The organism is Streptomyces sp. NPDC046887, assembly GCF_040644755.1.
Classification (GTDB): Bacteria; Actinomycetota; Actinomycetes; order Streptomycetales; family Streptomycetaceae; genus Streptomyces; species Streptomyces lichenis.
Genome location: NZ_JBEYXH010000005.1, coordinates 206004 through 222065, shown reverse-complemented (window position 1 = coordinate 222065; position 16062 = coordinate 206004). Strand labels below are relative to the sequence as shown.

Sequence of the window (16062 nt, the reverse complement as noted above, 5' to 3'; positions counted from 1 at the left end):
GCGCACGGCGACCCCTCATGAATACCGCCCCACCCTTGCGCGTGCGGTATCGGGCGAAGTCGGCGTGGCGGTGGCCGAGTTGTGCCAGGCTGAAAGGCAGCGGAAAGGGAGAGCCGCTGCCGCACCACCGGGGCGGGGGGCACTCCGCGGGAATCGGGGGGCCTGTGAGTCAAGAGGTGTGGTTCCTGAACCCGGACTGGGCGGATCTCCCCCTGGGCAGGGGCGAGGGCGCCGCCAAGTCGGCCCGGGAGCGGTACGCCGAGGGCGCGGACTGGATACGCCGCTGGAGCTGCTACGCGCAGCTGATGAAGGAGGCGGCCGAGAACTGGGGCCAGGACGACGACGTCCACGAGCTGCTCGGCGACGTACATCTGCGGATCTACCAGGACCTGATCTCGCCGCACCTGCTGGAGCCGTCGCCCGGGGAACGGGGCAGGTTCCTGCTCGACTCCGTCATCCGGCCGGTCCTGACCAAGCTGTACGACGAGACGGACGACCTGGTGTTCCCCGGGGGCTCGAAGGGCGCCCGCGCCAAGTCACGGGAGGCGGTCAGCGCCTGGTTCTGGGCGATCGAGGCCCGCCGGTCGTGGAAGGAGGCGGCCCGCAAATGGCAGGCCGCCATCCCCGGCGGGCACACGCTGCGCCAACCCGAGCGGACCATCAAGGAACGCATGTGGGCCGAGGGCCTGGACGCCCCCGAGGCCTTCCCGCCACTGGCCGCTCCCGGACTGCGCCTCATCACCGAACGGCTGGACGACGCCCTGCGCCCCTACGCTCGCGAGCCCCTCTCCGAGGGGACCGACCTGCTGTCGCGGCTGCTGCCGGCCTCGATCGCCGAGAAGGTCGGCGAGTCGTCCAGGACGCTCGCCGAGCGGCGCGCCCAGTATCCGCCGGCCGTGCTGGAGAAGCTCGGCATCGACGAGAACGGCCAGACCGACCTGATGGCCGCGGCCCTGCCCCGGCTGCTGGAGTGCATCGCGACGCAGCGGTCGATGCTCCTGCTGGGCCCCACCTCCAGCGGCAAGAGCCGGGTCGGGCGGATCGCCGTATGCCACGCGATCACCCGCGCGCGCCGACGTCACGGCCGCGCCATCGTGCTGATGCCGACCAAGGCCCTGGTCAGCCAGGCCGTCGAGGAGTGGGAGGAGTTCCTGGAGGGCACCGGGTACAAGTGGCGCATCGTCCCCGGTTCCCGCGACTACCCGCACTACGACGAGATGCTGCTGCGGGGCGAGTACGAGGTGGCCGTCATCATCCCGGAGAAGCTGGCCGGGTTGATGGCCGGCGGTATGACGCTGGACGGCTGCGACCTGATCGTCGTCGACGAGTTGCAGAACCTGGCTGACCCCGACCGCGGGCCCCGGCTGGAGATGCTGCTGACCGCGATCCGCGCGTCCTACCAGATGCCGATCCTGGGCCTGTCCGCGACCCTGACGGAGGCGGCGGCCGAGAGTGTGCGGGCGTGGCTGGACATCGACCCGGACGACGTCGTCCGGGTGACGAGGCGGCCGGTGCCGCTCAACATGATCGTCCGTGACGACCGCCGGGTCAGCGAACGTCACGCCGAGGACGACCGGCTGGAAGAGCGCTCCGAGGACCTGGGGGTGGTCCTGCGGCAGTGGCGCAAGGACTCGGTGCTCGAAGCCCTGCTGGACCGCGCCCCGGCCTATGAACGGGCGCTCGCCGTGGCCGTGAAGCTGCTGAAGGACGACAGCCGCGGCATCCGCAGTGTGCTGTGCTTCGTCGGCTCCCGGCAGCACGCCCAGGAACTCGCCGAGGTGGCGCAGGTGCTGCTGAGCCGCGATCCGGACATCGGACCGGTGGACCCCGAGGTCAGCCCCTTCGCCGGCCGGTTCGGCACGCTTGACGAGAAGGAGGTGCGCAAGCGGCACACCGCCTTCTTCCGGTTCCCGCAGACCACCGTGCGCGACTCGGTCGAGGACTCGGTGCGCACGGGCGTCGGCTACCACTCGGCCCGCCTGGAGCAGGGACTGCGAAGCGTCGTGGAGAAGGCGTTCCGGGACGGCCTGATCCGCTTGCTGTTCGCCACCGACACCCTGAAGCTCGGCATCAACCTGCCGGCCGACGCGGTGGTGGTCGGCTCGCTGACCACACCGACCGGCGGACGCACCAGCCAGGTCCTCAGCCAGGACACGGTGGCGCAGCGGCTGGGCCGCGCCGGCCGTCTCGGCATGGGCACGGGACCGAGCCCGCGCGGCTACGGCTATCTGGTGATCCCGCGGACCCGCCTGGTGAAGAGCGCCGTCAGGTTCCAGGAGACGGATCTGGAGGGCCTGGCCGGGCATGTGGCGCCGAAGGACGAGGCGGAGCCCGCGGTCGACCGCGCGCTGCGCGCGCTCTCCGACGTGACCGCCGTCTACCGCCACTACGTCGACTACCACTCGACCGGCGCGACGATCGCCTCGCAGGTGGACGAGAAGGCGTTCGCCGCCGAACTGCTGCACTGGGCGGTCCAGCAGCGGCACCCCTTCACCGAGGTGGCCCTCGGTGAACGGCTGGACGCGCTGCACCGGGCCTCGCTGGGCGCCGTCAACGGGAACACGGCCCCCGACCGGGCCGCCGTGCGCGAGCTGCTGGTGAGCGAACGGCTGATCGGTGTCTCCCCGGGGCCGGCCGGGGACCCGGAGTCCGCCTACTGGGTGGTCACCGGCCTCGGCCGGGCGATCAGCACCTCGGGGCTGCCCTTCGCGGACGCCCGGGTCGTCGAGCAACTGGTGGCGGAAGCGGCGCTCGGGGCCGGCGACCTGACCCTGCTGTGGATCGCGGCCCGCTCGCAGCACGTCCGGTCCACCATGAGCTGGCTGTCCGTGGTCCCCGCCACCGGGGACGAGGAGCGGGAGCGCGAGCAGTGCCAGCGGGTGCTGCGGCTGGCCGCCGTGCTGGGCGCCGCCGATGCCGGGGAGCGCGACAGGAAGGCGGGCTACCTCGCCGAGAAGGAGTTCACCGCCCATCTCGACGGGCGCGATCCGATCGGCACCGGCGTGGTCGCCGACCAGCTCCGGCGCCTGCTGACGGGGCCCGTCGAAATGCCCGGCCTGGACGCCGTCACCGCGCTCCTGCGGGCGTGCGTCATGCTGCTGTGGATGACCGGCTGCCCGCTCAGCCAGATCACCAAGGCCGTCGAGGTCAACACCCGGGTGGGGACGGCCCGGGTGAAGGGGCGCCGGGAGGTCGCCGTGCACGCGGCGGACGTACGGAACCTGGGGGAGAACGCCAGCTATCTCTTCGACGCCGCCCGTGAGCTGTCCGGGGTACGCCCCCAGGGGACGGTCTTCCGGCGCTTCGAGGCGATGGCGGAGGCGGTGGAACTGGGCGTACCGAGTGTCCTCGGCCCGCTGGCGAGACTGCCGCTGCCCACCACGCACCGCGAGCGCATCGTGCGGCTCGTCCGGCACCTGCCGGCGGTCACCGCCAAGGGCATCGACCACCTCGCCGACGTCGTCGACCGCTTTCTGCGCCGGCCCCGCAAGGCGCGGGACTTCAGCGAGGCCCAGGTGTTCCGCGAGTTCTTCCTGAGCGAGAAGGAGCGCGCCGAGATCAGGCACATGCTGGACACGCAGGAGCAGAGCCGCAGACGCGGCCTGCGGCTGATGCCCGCGTTCACCGCGTTCCGGGTGCCCGGCTTCAGCAACTACCGGTTCGCGGACGTCCTGGACAACCTCTCCCCGGACAACGAGGAGAGCGCGCCGCGTGATGTCGCCGCCCTGCTGCGGGCGTTCGGGCTCACGGTGGAGGACGACGCCCCGCACGGCATGCTCACGGTCTCCTCCCCTCTCGAACCCGGGCTCGGGCGCACGATCGCCGTGCACACGGAGGACTTCGGGGTGCAGCAGCTCGTGGCGGCCCGGGGATGCGCGGACATCGTGGTGGCGTGCGGGGGTGTCACCTCGGGGGTGCGGCTCGCCTTCCCCGAGTCCCCGCACAATCCGGTGGTGGTCCAGCCCGCCATCCTCCTGGAGACGCTGGGCCGCGTCATGCAGATGGCCCAGGCCGAAGGGCTGATCGCCGACCCCACCGCCGCTCCGGCCGAGGCCGGCTCCGCCATCGACGACATCCTCGCGCGGCGGGCGCCGGGCGGCGAGGAGGGCGACGGGGAAGCGGACGAGGACGGGGAGGACGACGAGGACTGGGAGGACTTCGAGGAGGACGAGGAGGAGGACGAGGACGAGGACGAGGCGTGGGCCTTCTCGCCACCCGCGTCCGGGGATGTGGACGACGGGGTCCGCGCGATCGGCCACCGACTGCTGAAACTGCTGACCGCCGCTCCGCCTCTGCTGGGCCGCAGTGAGCTCAACCGGCTGGTCGCCGGACTCCAGGTGGCCCCGCCGCCCGAGGAGAGCGACGACCGCCGACCGGTCCTGGGGGAGAACTGATGGGACGATTCGATCTCGGGATCTTCGTCGACGCCCACTACCTGTTCGACGTGGATCCGCAGGAGCGGAGCGCCTCGGTCGTGCTGCCCCGGATCGAGGCCGCGGCCGAGGAGCAGTGCATGTCGTACGGCATGGCGGACCGGCTCGTGGTGGCCGACTGCGCGGACACCCGGGCGAGGGGTATCGCCGAGGACTTCGCGCGGCAGGGGTTCGTCATCCGGCACATCCCGGCCGATTCACCGCTGACCAGGGCCGGCGCGCTGACCGCGGAGATCGTCGAGGCCGCGGTCGGCCGGGAGGACCTGCGGACGGTCGCCGTCGTCGCCGAGCCGGGGGTGGCGCTGTCCGTCGCCGACACCCTGCACCGGGCCGGCCGGGCCCTGATCGCCTGTACCGCGGGACAGGCGCGGGGCGGCCCCGCCGTGGACCGGGTGATCACCTTCACGCTGGACCGGTCGGAGCTGCGCCGCCTGGTGGCGCGGGCGGTCGCCGGGCTGCGCGAGGCCGGCCGGGAGGAGGTGGGGATGGCGGAGTTCGCGGTCGTCCTGCGCGGTCTTCAGCCCGGCTTCTCGGCCGGTGACTACGGGGCTCCTCTGAAGAAGCTCCTGCAACGACTGGCCGGCCCCGACTACCGGTTCGCCGAGCCCGACCGCATCCTGCTGCGGTCGGCCGGCGCCGCCGGCGGGGCGCGGGAGAAGGCACCGGGCGGCGCGGAAGCCGGGAGCGGTCACTGGCCGGACGCGGCACCGTCGCTGATATCGGTCATGCGGGAGGCCGCCCTGGTGCTGCCGCTGATCGAGCCGACGGACGAGGCGGCGGTGGTGAAGGCGTTGCGGTCGGTGCTGGATCTCGCGAGCGAGCGGGGGCAGTTGCGGGAGGCCGCGCTCGGCGAGGGGCTGCCCATCCAGGTGGTGGCCGCCGGGCTGAGGGTGGTCGCCGAGGGATACCGGGACCTCGGCCACAAGACCAGCGAACTCTGCCGCCAAGCGACCGCCGGGACGGCATGGCAGGTGGCGCACGCCCCGGGCAACCCCAAGCACCTCCTGGTGCGGTTGACGCGGGAATCCGCCGAGCCCGGCTGACCGTTCCGGGCCCGCGTCAGGGTTCCCGGCGCGTTCCCGGCGGCATTCCCCGAGTCGGCCCCGCCGGCCCGTCGCGTTCCCCGTTTCCCCCGCCCAGTCTGGACGGGAGCCGGAAGGTGTCCGGCAGAGACGGAGAAACCGACATGGACCCGAAGAAGCATCGGCAGACGCCCCGGGTGGACGCCTCCCCGGCGGCCACCGGCAGCAGTGCTGGCGACACGCTCGCCGGAGGCGTTCCCCGACCGTACGACGGAACGCCCGACGGCGGGCGACCACCCGGTCGGGATCCGCTGCCCCTGTGGCTGAGGATCGTCGACATCGTCGTACGCGTCGTCGATCTGGCGCTGCGCCTGAACTGACCTTCCGGGGGGCGGCTCCTCGCCGCCCCCCGGAACCCTTCGAGAGAGCTGATGACCGTGCCACTCCCCTTCCCCGGACAAGGCGACGCCGCGCTGCGGTGGCCGACCGACCTGGTCGTGGCGGAACTGACCCGGCTGATCGACGCCACCGCCCGGGACGGCCTGCCCGCCGAGGCCCTGGACCTGCTGGCCCAGGAGGTCACCCACTTCCTGGGCGAGGCCTTCGCGGACGAGGGCGTGCTCCATGAGTGGAAGGCGGCGCTGGCCACGGCCGCCTGGTCCGACGGGACCCTGCCCGCCGATGCGCAGACACGGTGGCTGACCGACCTGCGCGAGGCCGTGACCACCGCCGCCCCGCCGCGCCCGGCCTACTGGACGCGGCGGGGCGGCGATGAGGCGCGTCCGCTCGGGCTGCGGGAGACCGCCGCGGCGGTCGCCGGCACCGTGGCGGAGCTGGAGCGGGCGGGCTATCTGGCGTGGGCGTTCGGTCAGAACTGCGTGGACCGCTATCTGGAGGGCGAGCTGGGTACGGACCCGGGCGCCCGGATGCACGAGGTATTAGGGCGCCCGGGGCTCTGGCCGATCGCCACCCGGCACCCGTCCTACTCGGTGGACGACCTGGCGGACGTGATCGAGTTCCTCGCCGACCACGTCCGCCGCCCCACCCGGTCGTACCGGCACGACTACGCGGACTGCGGTCTGCACTTCAGCGAGTTCCACGCGGAGCGCGGCGCGCAGCTCTACCGCGCCAGGATCAACGCGGTGCTGGAAAGGAGCGGACTCGGCCTTGAGCTGGCCGGGAACGGCAGGCTCCGGACGGTGGCCCCGCCCGGTCTCGGCGCCCTTGTCGGCGCCTCCCTCACCGGCCCCGCGGTGCACGCCGCGGACGAGGAGGAACTGCGCCACGCGGTGCGGCGGTTCCAGGCGCGGGGCGCCGGCGACCTGGACCGCAGGCACGCCGTCATCGCGCTGGCGGGGATCCTGGAGCGGCGTCGCGGCCTGGTCTCCGACCATCTGCTCAGCAAGGACGCGGGCTCGCTGTTCCACATCGCCAACAGCTACGGCATCCGGCACCAGAAGGCCGACCAGCGGACGGAGTACGACCCCGGCCTCTATCTGGAGTGGGTCTTCTACCTGTTCCTGAGCGTCATCCATCTGACGGACCGCATCGCCGCCGGGCAGCGGGAGGGCGACCCGGGCGCGCATCCACCGGACGGCGCCCCGTCCTGATCCGGCCGGAATGAGCGGATCGGCTGACAGTGCCTCAGGGCCGGTTCTAGCGTGTGCGGTATGACCGACTCGCACCCCGACGTCCTGTCGCCCCGTGACGAAGCCCGCCTCGAACTCTCCTCGCGGGCCAGAACGGTCGCCGAGGGGGCGGCGGCCCTGGTCCCCATCGCGATCGATCCCGAGCCCGGCTCCTCGATCACGACAGCGGCGGAGTTACTGGTCCGGGCCGAGGAACTGCTGACCGCCGCGGTGATCGCGGAGCGTGAGCGCGGCCTCTCCCCGGAGCGGATCAAGGAGCTCGCCGGGCACCGGTACTGGGCGCGGGCGGTGCTCGACTGGGCCGAGGAAGGCCGGCGCAACCGCAGCGGCCTGCCCGCCCCCGCTCTCGCCAAGAGCCTCGACGAGTGGGCGGCGGCCCGGGAGACCGCCGACGCGGCCAGACCGGTCACCGACGGGCTGGACGCCACCCGCTTCCCCGGATCCGCACCGTACGAGGCGTACCAGCGCGATCGCGTCCAAGGCCCGCACGCGGCACTCGCCGAAGCGCTGAAGGAGCGCGGCGAGGCATGGGAGGCCCTGAACGAGCTGACCGAGGACGACGACGACGGGAACGGCGAGGACCATCCGGTGAACCTGCGGGTGGTGGCCTCCTGCCGGCAGCTGGCCTCGGCCTATCGCGAACTGGCCAGCGCCGACCCCGCCTTCGCGTACGAGTACCTGGACGAGGCCGTCTCCTTCGACCGGACGGCGGACCGCTTCGCCAAGGAGGGCCCCTTCGCGTAGCCCGGCACGAGCGGCAGGTCAGCTCGCGGCACGGCCGCCGACGCGCACTTCGACCTCGTCGTCCAGACGACGGAGCTCGCGGACCGTCCAGGTCCGGGCGTCGACGGAGGTGCCGGCGGCGGTGGTGTAGGCCGGGACGGCCAGCTGGGGGCCGCCCGACTCCGGGATCCGCAGCTCGGTGTCGGCGACCACCCCGTCGGAGAAGCGCAGGTCCACCTCGATCGGCCGGGGGCGTGCCGCGAAGGCGGCGGGGTCGGGGAGGGCCTGGACACGCAGGCGGGCACCCGCGAAGAGGTGGGTGTGGTCGCAGACGGCCGGGTAGGTGTCGGCGGCGTCCGCCGGTCCGTCGGCGGGCGGGGGTGTGGGGGGCATGAGGTGCTCCGGGGCGTCGGTGCCTTAGGGGATCGCACCCGGACCAACGAGCCGGAGCGGGCGTCGGTCGCCACGGCCGATGCCGCACGGGCGGCAGTGGTGGACCGGCGGTGCCGCTCCGGCTCCTCAGGGTGGGTCAGGAGGCCGGGGCCTCGGCCGGGGAGACGCCGAAGATCGAGACGGCCTGGTAGTACGTCCAGGCGGTGGAGTTGCAGGAGGTCCTGGTCGCGCCGGAGTAGCGGGTGCAGACCCGCTTGAGGTCCTCGTGGAAGGCGGAGTCGACGCGGGCCTTGTTGGCTGGGAAGTTCCCGGCCGCCTTGTGGTTGCGGTAGCCGAAGTCATGGCGGGCGCAGGCGGTGGAGAAGGGGAAGCCGAACGGGTTGTCGGGCGAGGAGGAGCAGTAGTCCGTGGACCAGTCGAATCCGTACGCGGCCCACGCCCCCTGGTTCGCCCGGGCGGCGGCCCAGGCGTTGTGGCTGGCGGCGCTGGTCTGCGTCCAGGAGCTGAGGACCTGCGGCTTGTCCGCCGGGGCGGCGGACGCGGGGCCGGCCAGGAGGAGGAGGGCGGGCAGGCTGAGCGCGGTGGCGAGGGGCAGGGCGAGTCTGGGGCGCATGCGTGACCTCCGTGCGGTGGGCGAAGGGGGCGGTACGCCGTGGGTTCGCTCTCCACGACAGCTTCATCCTGGCGGTCATGGTCACGACAAGAGCAGTGCTCGACGGTGAATTGTTGGCGGCGGGTGTGTCATCTTCCGTTGAGGGGGCGGGGGTTGTGTGTGGAGGGCGTCCGGCGGACGGTGTGACGGCGCCCCGCCTCCCGGGGTCGGGAGACGGGGCGCCGTCGAAGGGGCTGAGGGGGGTTACTCGACCACCAGCTCCACCGGGATGTTGCCGCGGGTCGCCTTGGAGTAGGGGCAGGTGGCGTGGGCCTTCTCCAGCAGGGCGCGGCCGGCCTCGCCGTCCAGGTGGTCGGGGAGCTCGGCGCGCAGGACGACCGCGAGGGAGAAGCCGCCGTCGGAGGCGTCCTTGCCGATGGAGACCTCGGCCGTGATGGAGACGTCCGAGACGTCGGTCTTCTGCTGGCGGGCGACCAGGCCCAGGGCGCTGGCGAAGCAGGCGGCGTAGCCGGCCGCGAAGAGCTGCTCGGGGTTGGTGCCCTGGTCGTTGCCGCCCATGGCCTTGGGGAAGCCGAGCGGGAGGTCGATCTGGCCGTCGGAGCTGACGGCCCGGCCCTCGCGGCCGTTGGCGGTGGCGACGGCGGTGTACAGGGCGTCCATGTCGATCGGTCCTTCCAGTGGCGGATCGGTACGCCATCATTTGTAGCGCGCTATTCAGTTGTGCGCAACTCAATTGCTCGTACGGGGGCTGGCGGTACGCTGGGAGGCATGGAGACCGTCGACACCGCCCCCGCCGAGGAGGTCCTCCGCCTCGACCACCAGATCTGCTTCTCGCTGCACGCCGCCGCCCGCGCCTTCAACGGGGTGTACCGCACGGCCCTGAAGGACCTCGGACTCACCTACCCGCAGTACCTGGTGATGCTGGTCCTCTGGGAGCACGGCGAACTGCCGGTGAAGCGGATCGGTGAGCGGCTGCGGCTGGACTCCGGCACCCTGTCGCCGCTGCTCAAGCGGCTGGAGGCGACCGGCTACGTGGAGCGGCGGCGCAGCGCGGAGGACGAGCGGTCGGTCACCGTGCGCCCCACCCCGGCCGGTGCGGCGCTGCGCGAGCGGGCCGTGGACGTGCCCCGGCGGATCGGCGCCGCGACCGGGATGGAGCTGGCGGAGGTCATGGAGCTGCGGGCCCGGCTGGACCGGCTGACGGAGGCGCTGGACGGCGCCGAGCTGGGGCTCGCGGCGGAGGAGTGCGTACGCGAGTGAGGGCCCGTGGGTATCGCGACTGAGCCCCCGGGGGCATCGCGACGGAGGCCCGCCCCTGGTGGTCAGACGATGCCGCGGGCCACGCCCAGCTCCACCAGGTCCTGCGGGCGCAGCCGCAGCTGGTCGGCGGTGGCCGGAGCCTGCTCCGGTGGGCGTTTGAGGATGGCCGCCGCGAGCTCGGGGGCGATGACGGAGAAGTAGCTGTCCCGGGTCACCCAGGTGCGGCCGGGCGCGGCCAGCGCCAGTGCGCCGCCCGAGCCGCCCTCGCCGATGACCAGGGTGGTCACCGGCACCCGGGCCTCCGCGACCGCCGTGAACACCTCGGCGATGGCCGGGCCCGCGCCCACCCGCTCCGCCTCGGCGCCGTTCGCCGCGCCCGGGGTGTCGACCAGGGTGAGGAGAGGGAGGGCGAGGAGGTCGGCGAGGCGGATCACCCGGGCCGCGGTGCGGTAGCCGGCGGGGGTGGTGGCCGTACCGCACTGGCCGACGTACACCACCGCCTGCCCGTCCGCCCGTACGCCCACCCCGCAGCTGATGCCCGGGTCCACCCCGCCGCAGCGGTCACCGTGCAGCGGCAGCCGGTGGGTGAAGTAGCGGGCGAGATACGCCTCGGCACGCGGCCGGGCCGGGTCGCGCGCGGCCCGTACCGCGTCCCAGCCGCTCACCGGGAGCTCCGCCACCGACAGCCGCTCCGGCACCGGCGCGGGCTCCGGGGGCCCGGCGGAGTCGCGGTGCAGGGCACCGAGCCAGTGCGCCAGCGTTCCGCGCAGCCGCTCGGGCGCCACCACCTCGTCCACCTGCCCGGCCGCCCACTGGCCCTCCGCGGTGTACGCCGAGGGGTCCGCGTCCGCCGGACGCACCCGGGACCCGGCGAACCCCACCTGCGCCCCGGCCAGGGCCAGCACCACATCCGCGCCCGCGCCGACCGTGGCCCAGCCGCCGCCGGTTGCCGGATCGCGCAGCACGGTGAGGTGCGGTACGCGGGCCGCCCGGAGCGCGGCCGCCGCCCGGGCCACCCGCTGGAGCTGGCCCAGCGCGAGCATGCCCTCCTGCATCCGGCTGCCGCCGGTCGCCACCAGGGAGACCAGCGGGACGCCCGTACGGCCCGCCAGCTCGTACGCGGCCTCCAGCCGGTCGCCCGCCCGCTGCCCGAGCGAACCGCCGAGGAAGCCGAACTCGAAGACCAGCAGCACGCAGTGGCGGCCGCCGACGACGGCCGTCCCGTACCGCACCGACTCCTCCGCGCCGGTGCGCTCGGCCGCCCGGGCGCGGGCCACGTCATACCCCGACCAGCCCAGCGGGCCGTCCGGAGCGGAGGTACGGGGAGGGGGCCGATGCTCCTCGAACGCCTCGGCGACCAGGGCTATCGCCTCCTGGGACGTCAGCCGCCCGCTGCGGTCGGCGTCAGCCATGGGCCAGCGCCCGCTTCATGATCTTGCCCATGTCGTTGCGGGGCAGGGCGTCCAGATAGCGCACCGTGCGCGGGCGCTTGTGCGGGGCCAGTTCGGCCGCCACCCGGTCGGCCAGCTCCTCCGGGGCGGGCGGGGCGGCCGGGTCCCGGGGGACGATCCAGGCGACCACCCGTTCCCCCAGATCCGGGTCCGGCTCACCGGTGACCGCCGCCTCGCGCACGCCCGGGTGGGCCAGCAGCACGTTCTCGATCTCCCCGGCGCCGATCTTGTAGCCGCCGCTCTTGATCAGGTCGGTCGCCCGGCGGCCCACGATCCGCAGCGAGCCGCCGGCGTCCCGTACCGCCATGTCCCCGGTGCGGAACCATTCCCCGTCGAAGGCGGCGGCGGTGGCGTCCGGCCGGTTCAGATAGCCGGTGAAGAGGTTGGGGCCGTGCACCTGGATCTCGCCCACGCTCTCCCCGTCGTGGGCCGTGAGCTCCGCGCCGCCGTCGTCCACCAGGCGCAGCGCCACTCCGGGCAGCGGAGTCCCGACCGAGCCCGGCCCCGTCGCCTCGGCCCCGTCCTCCCGGACGCTGGTGATCATCAGGGTCTCCGTCATCCCGTACCGCTCCACCACCCGCCGTCCGGTGGCGGCCGTGATCCGCTGGTGGTCGGGCAGCGGCAGCGCCGCCGAGCCGGACACCAGCAGCCGCGCCCCGGCCAGCGCCGAGACCAGCGCCGGGTCCTGGTCCAGCGCCTCGGCGATCCGGTGGTACATCGTCGGCACCCCGAAGAGCATGGTGCCGCCGCCCGCCAGCGCCTCGGCCACCGCGCCCGTACCGAACGCTCCCGGATGGCGCAGGCTTCCGCCGCGCCGCAGCGGGCCCAGCACCCCCAGCACCAGTCCGTGCACATGGAACAGCGGCAGGGCGTGCACCAGCACATCCGCCTCCGTCCACCGCCAGGCCTCCGCCACCGCGTCCAGCGTGGCGGCCAGCGCCCGGCGCGGCAGCACCGCGCCCTTGGGCGGGCCGGTGGTGCCGGAGGTGTAGACGACCAGGGCGGCCGCCTCGGGGGAGGCCCCGTCCCCGGCGAAGCCGCCGGTGAACGGGGCGTCGCCGGTGAGAGACACATCGAGGCGGGGGAGCCCGGCGAGCGGGGCCGGGAGGGTGTCCCCGGGGGCCGCGAGGACCAGCGCCGGGGCGCTGTCGGTCACGATATGGGCCAGCTCGCGTTCACCGCTGCGGGGATTGAGCGGTACCGCCGGGACCCCGGCGAGCAGCGCGGCCACCACCGCGACGGCGGTCTCCGGTGCCGGCGTCGCCCACACCGCGACCCGCCCGGCGCCGCCGATACGGGCCGCCAGCGCACCCGCCGCCGCGCGCAGCCCGCCGTAGGTCAGCGTCCGCTCGCCGAACCGCAGGGCGGGACGGTCCGCGACCGCCGCACCCTCCTCGGCCGCCGCCAGCTCCGGAAACAGGATCACCGGTCGTCCTCCTCGCCTCGGATGGCCCCGCGCCGGTCGTGGCACGGCCCCTGACCGGCCATTCTCCCCAGGGCCGAGCCTCCGGAAAGCGCCTCCCGCCAGCTGTGGGCAACGCCACGACCGGGGGCTTGGGGGGATAGGGGGGCCGAGGGGAGGGCGGCTCACCCGCCCGGCCCAGGCCCGGCGCTCACCCGCCTGGCCCGGCCCGGCGTTCACCCGTCCGGCCCTGGCCCTGCTCACCCGCCCGGCCCGGGCCCGGCGCTCACCCGCCCGTCTCGGGCCCGGTGGCGCGGGCCGCCTCCCAGACCACCGTGTTGCCGGCCGCACCTCCGCCGTCTCCTGGGGCCGCGCCCCCGTCCCGTACTCCGCCGTCTCCTGGGGCTGCGCCCCCGTCCCGTACTCCGCCGCCTCCGCCTCCGTCCCCGTCGTCGGTGACGGTCAGCCGGACCGCCGGGGTGCCGTCCGGCAGGGTGGCGGTGGCGTCCACTTCCACCTGTACGGCGGACACCCCGGTACGGCGGCAGGCGGCGTCCAGCGCCTCCCGTACCGCGTCGAGCAGCCGAGCCGCCGACGGGCCTTCGACCAGCGCGTCCACCGCGCCGGTGAACCGCACCGAGGGCCGGAAGCCCAGCCGGGCGGCCGCCGCCCCGGTCTCCCGCAGCACCTCGCCGCGCAGGGTGCGCGGGGGATCGGCCGGGTGCTGCTGGAGGGCGAAGATCGCGGTGCGCACCTCCTGGATGGTGGAGTCCAGCTCGTCCACCGTGTGCGCCAGCAGCCCGTCCTCCGCCGGACCGGCTCGGCGGCGGACGGACTCCAGCATCATCATGGTGGCGAACAGCCGCTGCACCACCAGGTCGTGCAGGTCCCGGGCGATCCGGTCGCGGTCCTCGTACACCGCCAGCAGCTCCCGGTCCCGCCGGGCTTCGTCCAGCACCAGCGCCAGCGCCGCCTGGGAGGCGAACTGGACGGCCAGCCGCCGGTCCAGCGCGGTGTACGGGGGCCCGCCCCGCTCCCGGGGCAGGGCGAGGGTGCCGATCAGCCGGCCGCCGCTCTGCAGCGGGAGCATCATCGAGGGGCCGAAGCGGCTGCGGACGTGTGTGGTCATCCGGGGGTCGGTCGCCGAGTCCTCGACGAAGACCGGCCGACCGCCCAGCAGGTCCACCAGCACCGGGGCGTCCGGGGCGATCGCGGTGCCGACCACGTCCCCCGGGTCGTGCGGGATGGAGGCGGCCACGATCTCCATCCCGCCCTCCTCGGTGGGCTGGAGCACCACCCCGGCCGCGGCCCCGGCCAGCATCCGGGCCCGTTCGGCGACGATCACCAGCGGATCGTCCGCCTCCACTGCCCGGCCCGATGCCTCCTGCGGTCCCGGTCCCGTTTCCGGACGGTCCGTCAGCAGGGCCGCCGTCACCGCCGCGGCGCCCTCGATCCACCGCTCGCGCTGCCGGGCGCTCTCGTACAGCCGGGCGTTGCCGATCGCGATCCCGGCCTGCGCGGCGAAGGCCCGCAGCACCGCCAGGTCCTCGTCGGTGAAGCGGCCGGAGCGCTTCTCGGTGAGGTAGAGGTTGCCGAACACCTCCTCGCCGACCCGCACCGGCACCCCCAGGAAGCCGTGCATCGGCGGATGACCGGGCGGCATTCCGCAGGAGTCGGGGTGGGTGGTGAGGTCGTCCAGCCGCAGCGGCCGGGCGTCCCGGATCAGCAACCCGAGCACCCCCGCCCGCCCGTCCGGCAGCCGGCCGATGCTTTGCCGCTGCGCCTCGTCCATCCCGGTGGTGTACAGCTCGGTCAGCACACCGCGCCCGGGGTCCAGGACCCCGAGCGCGCCATACCGTGCCCCGGTCAGCTCCGCGGCCGAGTCCACCAGCCGCTGGAGGGTGGGCCGCAGCTCCAGCCCGGCACCGACGTCCAGCACCGCCCGCAGCAGCGCGGGCAGCTCCCCGCCCGGCTCCGGACCGCCGCCGGGCTTCGTCACTCGGCCTCGGCGAGCGGGTTGAGGGTGAGCGGCTGGATACGGCCGTCCAGCATCGCGCCGAGGCCCAGCACCGCGCAGGTATCCGGGCTCTCGGCGATCCGCACCGGCATCCCGGTGGCGTCCCGCAGCAGCTCGTCCAGGCCCGGCAGCCGCGCGCTGCCGCCGACCATGGTGATGCCGCCGTCCACCAGGTCGGCGACCAGGTCCGGCGGGCAGTCCCGCAGCACCTTCCCGATGCCGTCCAGCACCGCGGTCAGCGGGGTGTGCAGGGCCTGGCGCACCGCGGCGGTCTCCACGACCACCGAGCGGGCCAGCCCGGTCGCCACGTCCCGGCCGTGGATCTCGGTGGAGGCCGGGCCGTCCGGGGTGAGCCCGGTGCCGTGCAGGGCCAGCTGGAGCGGGCGTACCGACTGGCTGGGCAGCATCAGCTCGTGCTGGTGGCGCAGGTACTGGATGACCGCGTGGTCGATGGCGTTGCCGCCCACCGGGATCCGCTCGGCGGTCACGATCGAGCCGAGCGAGAGCACCGCGACCTGGGTGGTGGCCGCCCCGCACACCAGGATCATGGTGGCGGTGGGCTCCTCCACCGGCAGCCCGCAGCCGACGGCCGCCGCGATCAGGGTGTCCACCAGCTCCACCCGGCGGGCGCCGAGGCCGACCAGGGTCTCGATGGTGGCGCGCTGCGCCAGCGGGTCGCTGTCGTGCGGGGTGGTCGCCGCCGCGCGTAGCAGGGGCTTGCGCCGCAACTGGCGGCGGAGCTTCTCGCCGAGCAGGTGCCGCAGCATCCGCTGGGCCATCTCCACGTCCACCACGGTGCCGCCGGAGACGGGCCGGGCCACCCGGATGTAGTCGGGGGTGCGGCCGGTCATCTTCTCCGCGAACTCGCCGACGGCGATCAGCGCGCCGGTACGGGTGTTGACGGCGGCGACGCTCGGCTCGTCCACGACGAGCCCGGCGCCCTTGACGAAGACCCGGGTCCTGGCGGCCCCCAGGTCGACGGCGACATGGCAGCGGCGCAACTGCTCAAGACTGACGGTCACGGTGCGGATCCTCCCGGGAGGGGTGTGTCCTCGCATCGTGCGCGCGCCGAGGACAGCCCGCGCGCCGGGAGAGCTGA

At 74.3% G+C, this 16062-nt stretch carries 13 protein-coding genes; 6 read left to right on the top strand and 7 right to left on the bottom strand.

All coding sequences use genetic code 11. The features are described from left to right. Positions 1–164: 164 nt before the first annotated feature. From ABZ945_RS08290 to ABZ945_RS08270, 5 genes are all read left to right on the top strand, one after another. Complete coding sequence (locus ABZ945_RS08290; RefSeq protein ID WP_361265850.1) at positions 165–4394, top strand: DEAD/DEAH box helicase; 4230 nt, start codon at positions 165–167, stop codon at positions 4392–4394. Further along, positions 4394–5476 carry a hypothetical protein gene (locus ABZ945_RS08285; protein ID WP_361265847.1) on the top strand — a complete coding sequence of 361 codons (1083 nt, stop codon included), beginning with the start codon at positions 4394–4396 and terminating at the stop codon, positions 5474–5476. The genes ABZ945_RS08290 and ABZ945_RS08285 overlap by 1 nt, the downstream gene beginning before the upstream one ends. Before the next feature lie 143 nt (positions 5477–5619). Next, positions 5620–5835 carry a hypothetical protein gene (locus ABZ945_RS08280; protein ID WP_361265844.1) on the top strand — a complete coding sequence of 72 codons (216 nt, stop codon included), beginning with the start codon at positions 5620–5622 and terminating at the stop codon, positions 5833–5835. Positions 5836–5886: 51 nt separating this feature from the next. After that, positions 5887–7065: a hypothetical protein gene (locus ABZ945_RS08275; protein WP_361265841.1), complete on the top strand. Its 1179-nt coding sequence runs from the start codon at positions 5887–5889 to the stop codon at positions 7063–7065. 60 nt (positions 7066–7125) lie between these two features. Further along, a complete protein-coding gene (locus tag ABZ945_RS08270) occupies positions 7126–7848 on the top strand; it encodes a hypothetical protein (protein WP_361265838.1) in 723 nt (240 codons plus the stop codon). A gap of 18 nt (positions 7849–7866) precedes the next feature. On the opposite strand, the gene ABZ945_RS08265 is transcribed toward ABZ945_RS08270, so the two are convergent. The 3 genes from ABZ945_RS08265 to ABZ945_RS08255 form a co-directional block, all read right to left on the bottom strand. After that, positions 7867–8220, bottom strand: a complete 354-nt coding sequence (locus ABZ945_RS08265) for a hypothetical protein (protein WP_361265835.1) — start codon at positions 8218–8220, stop codon at positions 7867–7869. Between the two features lie 136 nt (positions 8221–8356). Beyond that, on the bottom strand, positions 8357–8833 hold the full coding sequence (locus ABZ945_RS08260; protein ID WP_361265832.1) for a phospholipase: 477 nt from the start codon (positions 8831–8833) through the stop codon (positions 8357–8359). 243 nt (positions 8834–9076) lie between these two features. Continuing rightward, positions 9077–9493: an organic hydroperoxide resistance protein gene (locus ABZ945_RS08255; protein ID WP_361265829.1), complete on the bottom strand. Its 417-nt coding sequence runs from the start codon at positions 9491–9493 to the stop codon at positions 9077–9079. A 108-nt stretch (positions 9494–9601) separates the two neighbouring features. On the opposite strand from ABZ945_RS08255, the gene ABZ945_RS08250 reads away from it, so the two are divergent. After that, complete coding sequence (locus ABZ945_RS08250; RefSeq protein WP_361265826.1) at positions 9602–10093, top strand: MarR family transcriptional regulator; 492 nt, start codon at positions 9602–9604, stop codon at positions 10091–10093. 62 nt (positions 10094–10155) lie between these two features. On the opposite strand, the gene ABZ945_RS08245 is transcribed toward ABZ945_RS08250, so the two are convergent. The 4 genes from ABZ945_RS08245 to ABZ945_RS08230 all read right to left on the bottom strand — a co-directional run bounded on the left by ABZ945_RS08245 (position 10156) and on the right by ABZ945_RS08230 (position 15985). Next, positions 10156–11505, bottom strand: coding sequence for a carboxyl transferase domain-containing protein (locus tag ABZ945_RS08245; RefSeq protein ID WP_361265823.1), 1350 nt, complete (start codon positions 11503–11505; stop codon positions 10156–10158). Next, positions 11498–12970, bottom strand: coding sequence for an acyl-CoA synthetase (locus ABZ945_RS08240; RefSeq protein ID WP_361265820.1), 1473 nt, complete (start codon positions 12968–12970; stop codon positions 11498–11500). The genes ABZ945_RS08245 and ABZ945_RS08240 overlap by 8 nt, the downstream gene beginning before the upstream one ends. 262 nt (positions 12971–13232) lie before the next feature. Next, positions 13233–14945 carry a GAF domain-containing protein gene (locus ABZ945_RS08235; RefSeq protein WP_361265817.1) on the bottom strand — a complete coding sequence of 571 codons (1713 nt, stop codon included), beginning with the start codon at positions 14943–14945 and terminating at the stop codon, positions 13233–13235. After that, positions 14942–15985, bottom strand: a complete 1044-nt coding sequence (locus ABZ945_RS08230) for a rod shape-determining protein (protein WP_248632208.1) — start codon at positions 15983–15985, stop codon at positions 14942–14944. Before ABZ945_RS08230 ends, ABZ945_RS08235 begins: the two co-directional genes overlap by 4 nt. Positions 15986–16062: the final 77 nt, after the last annotated feature.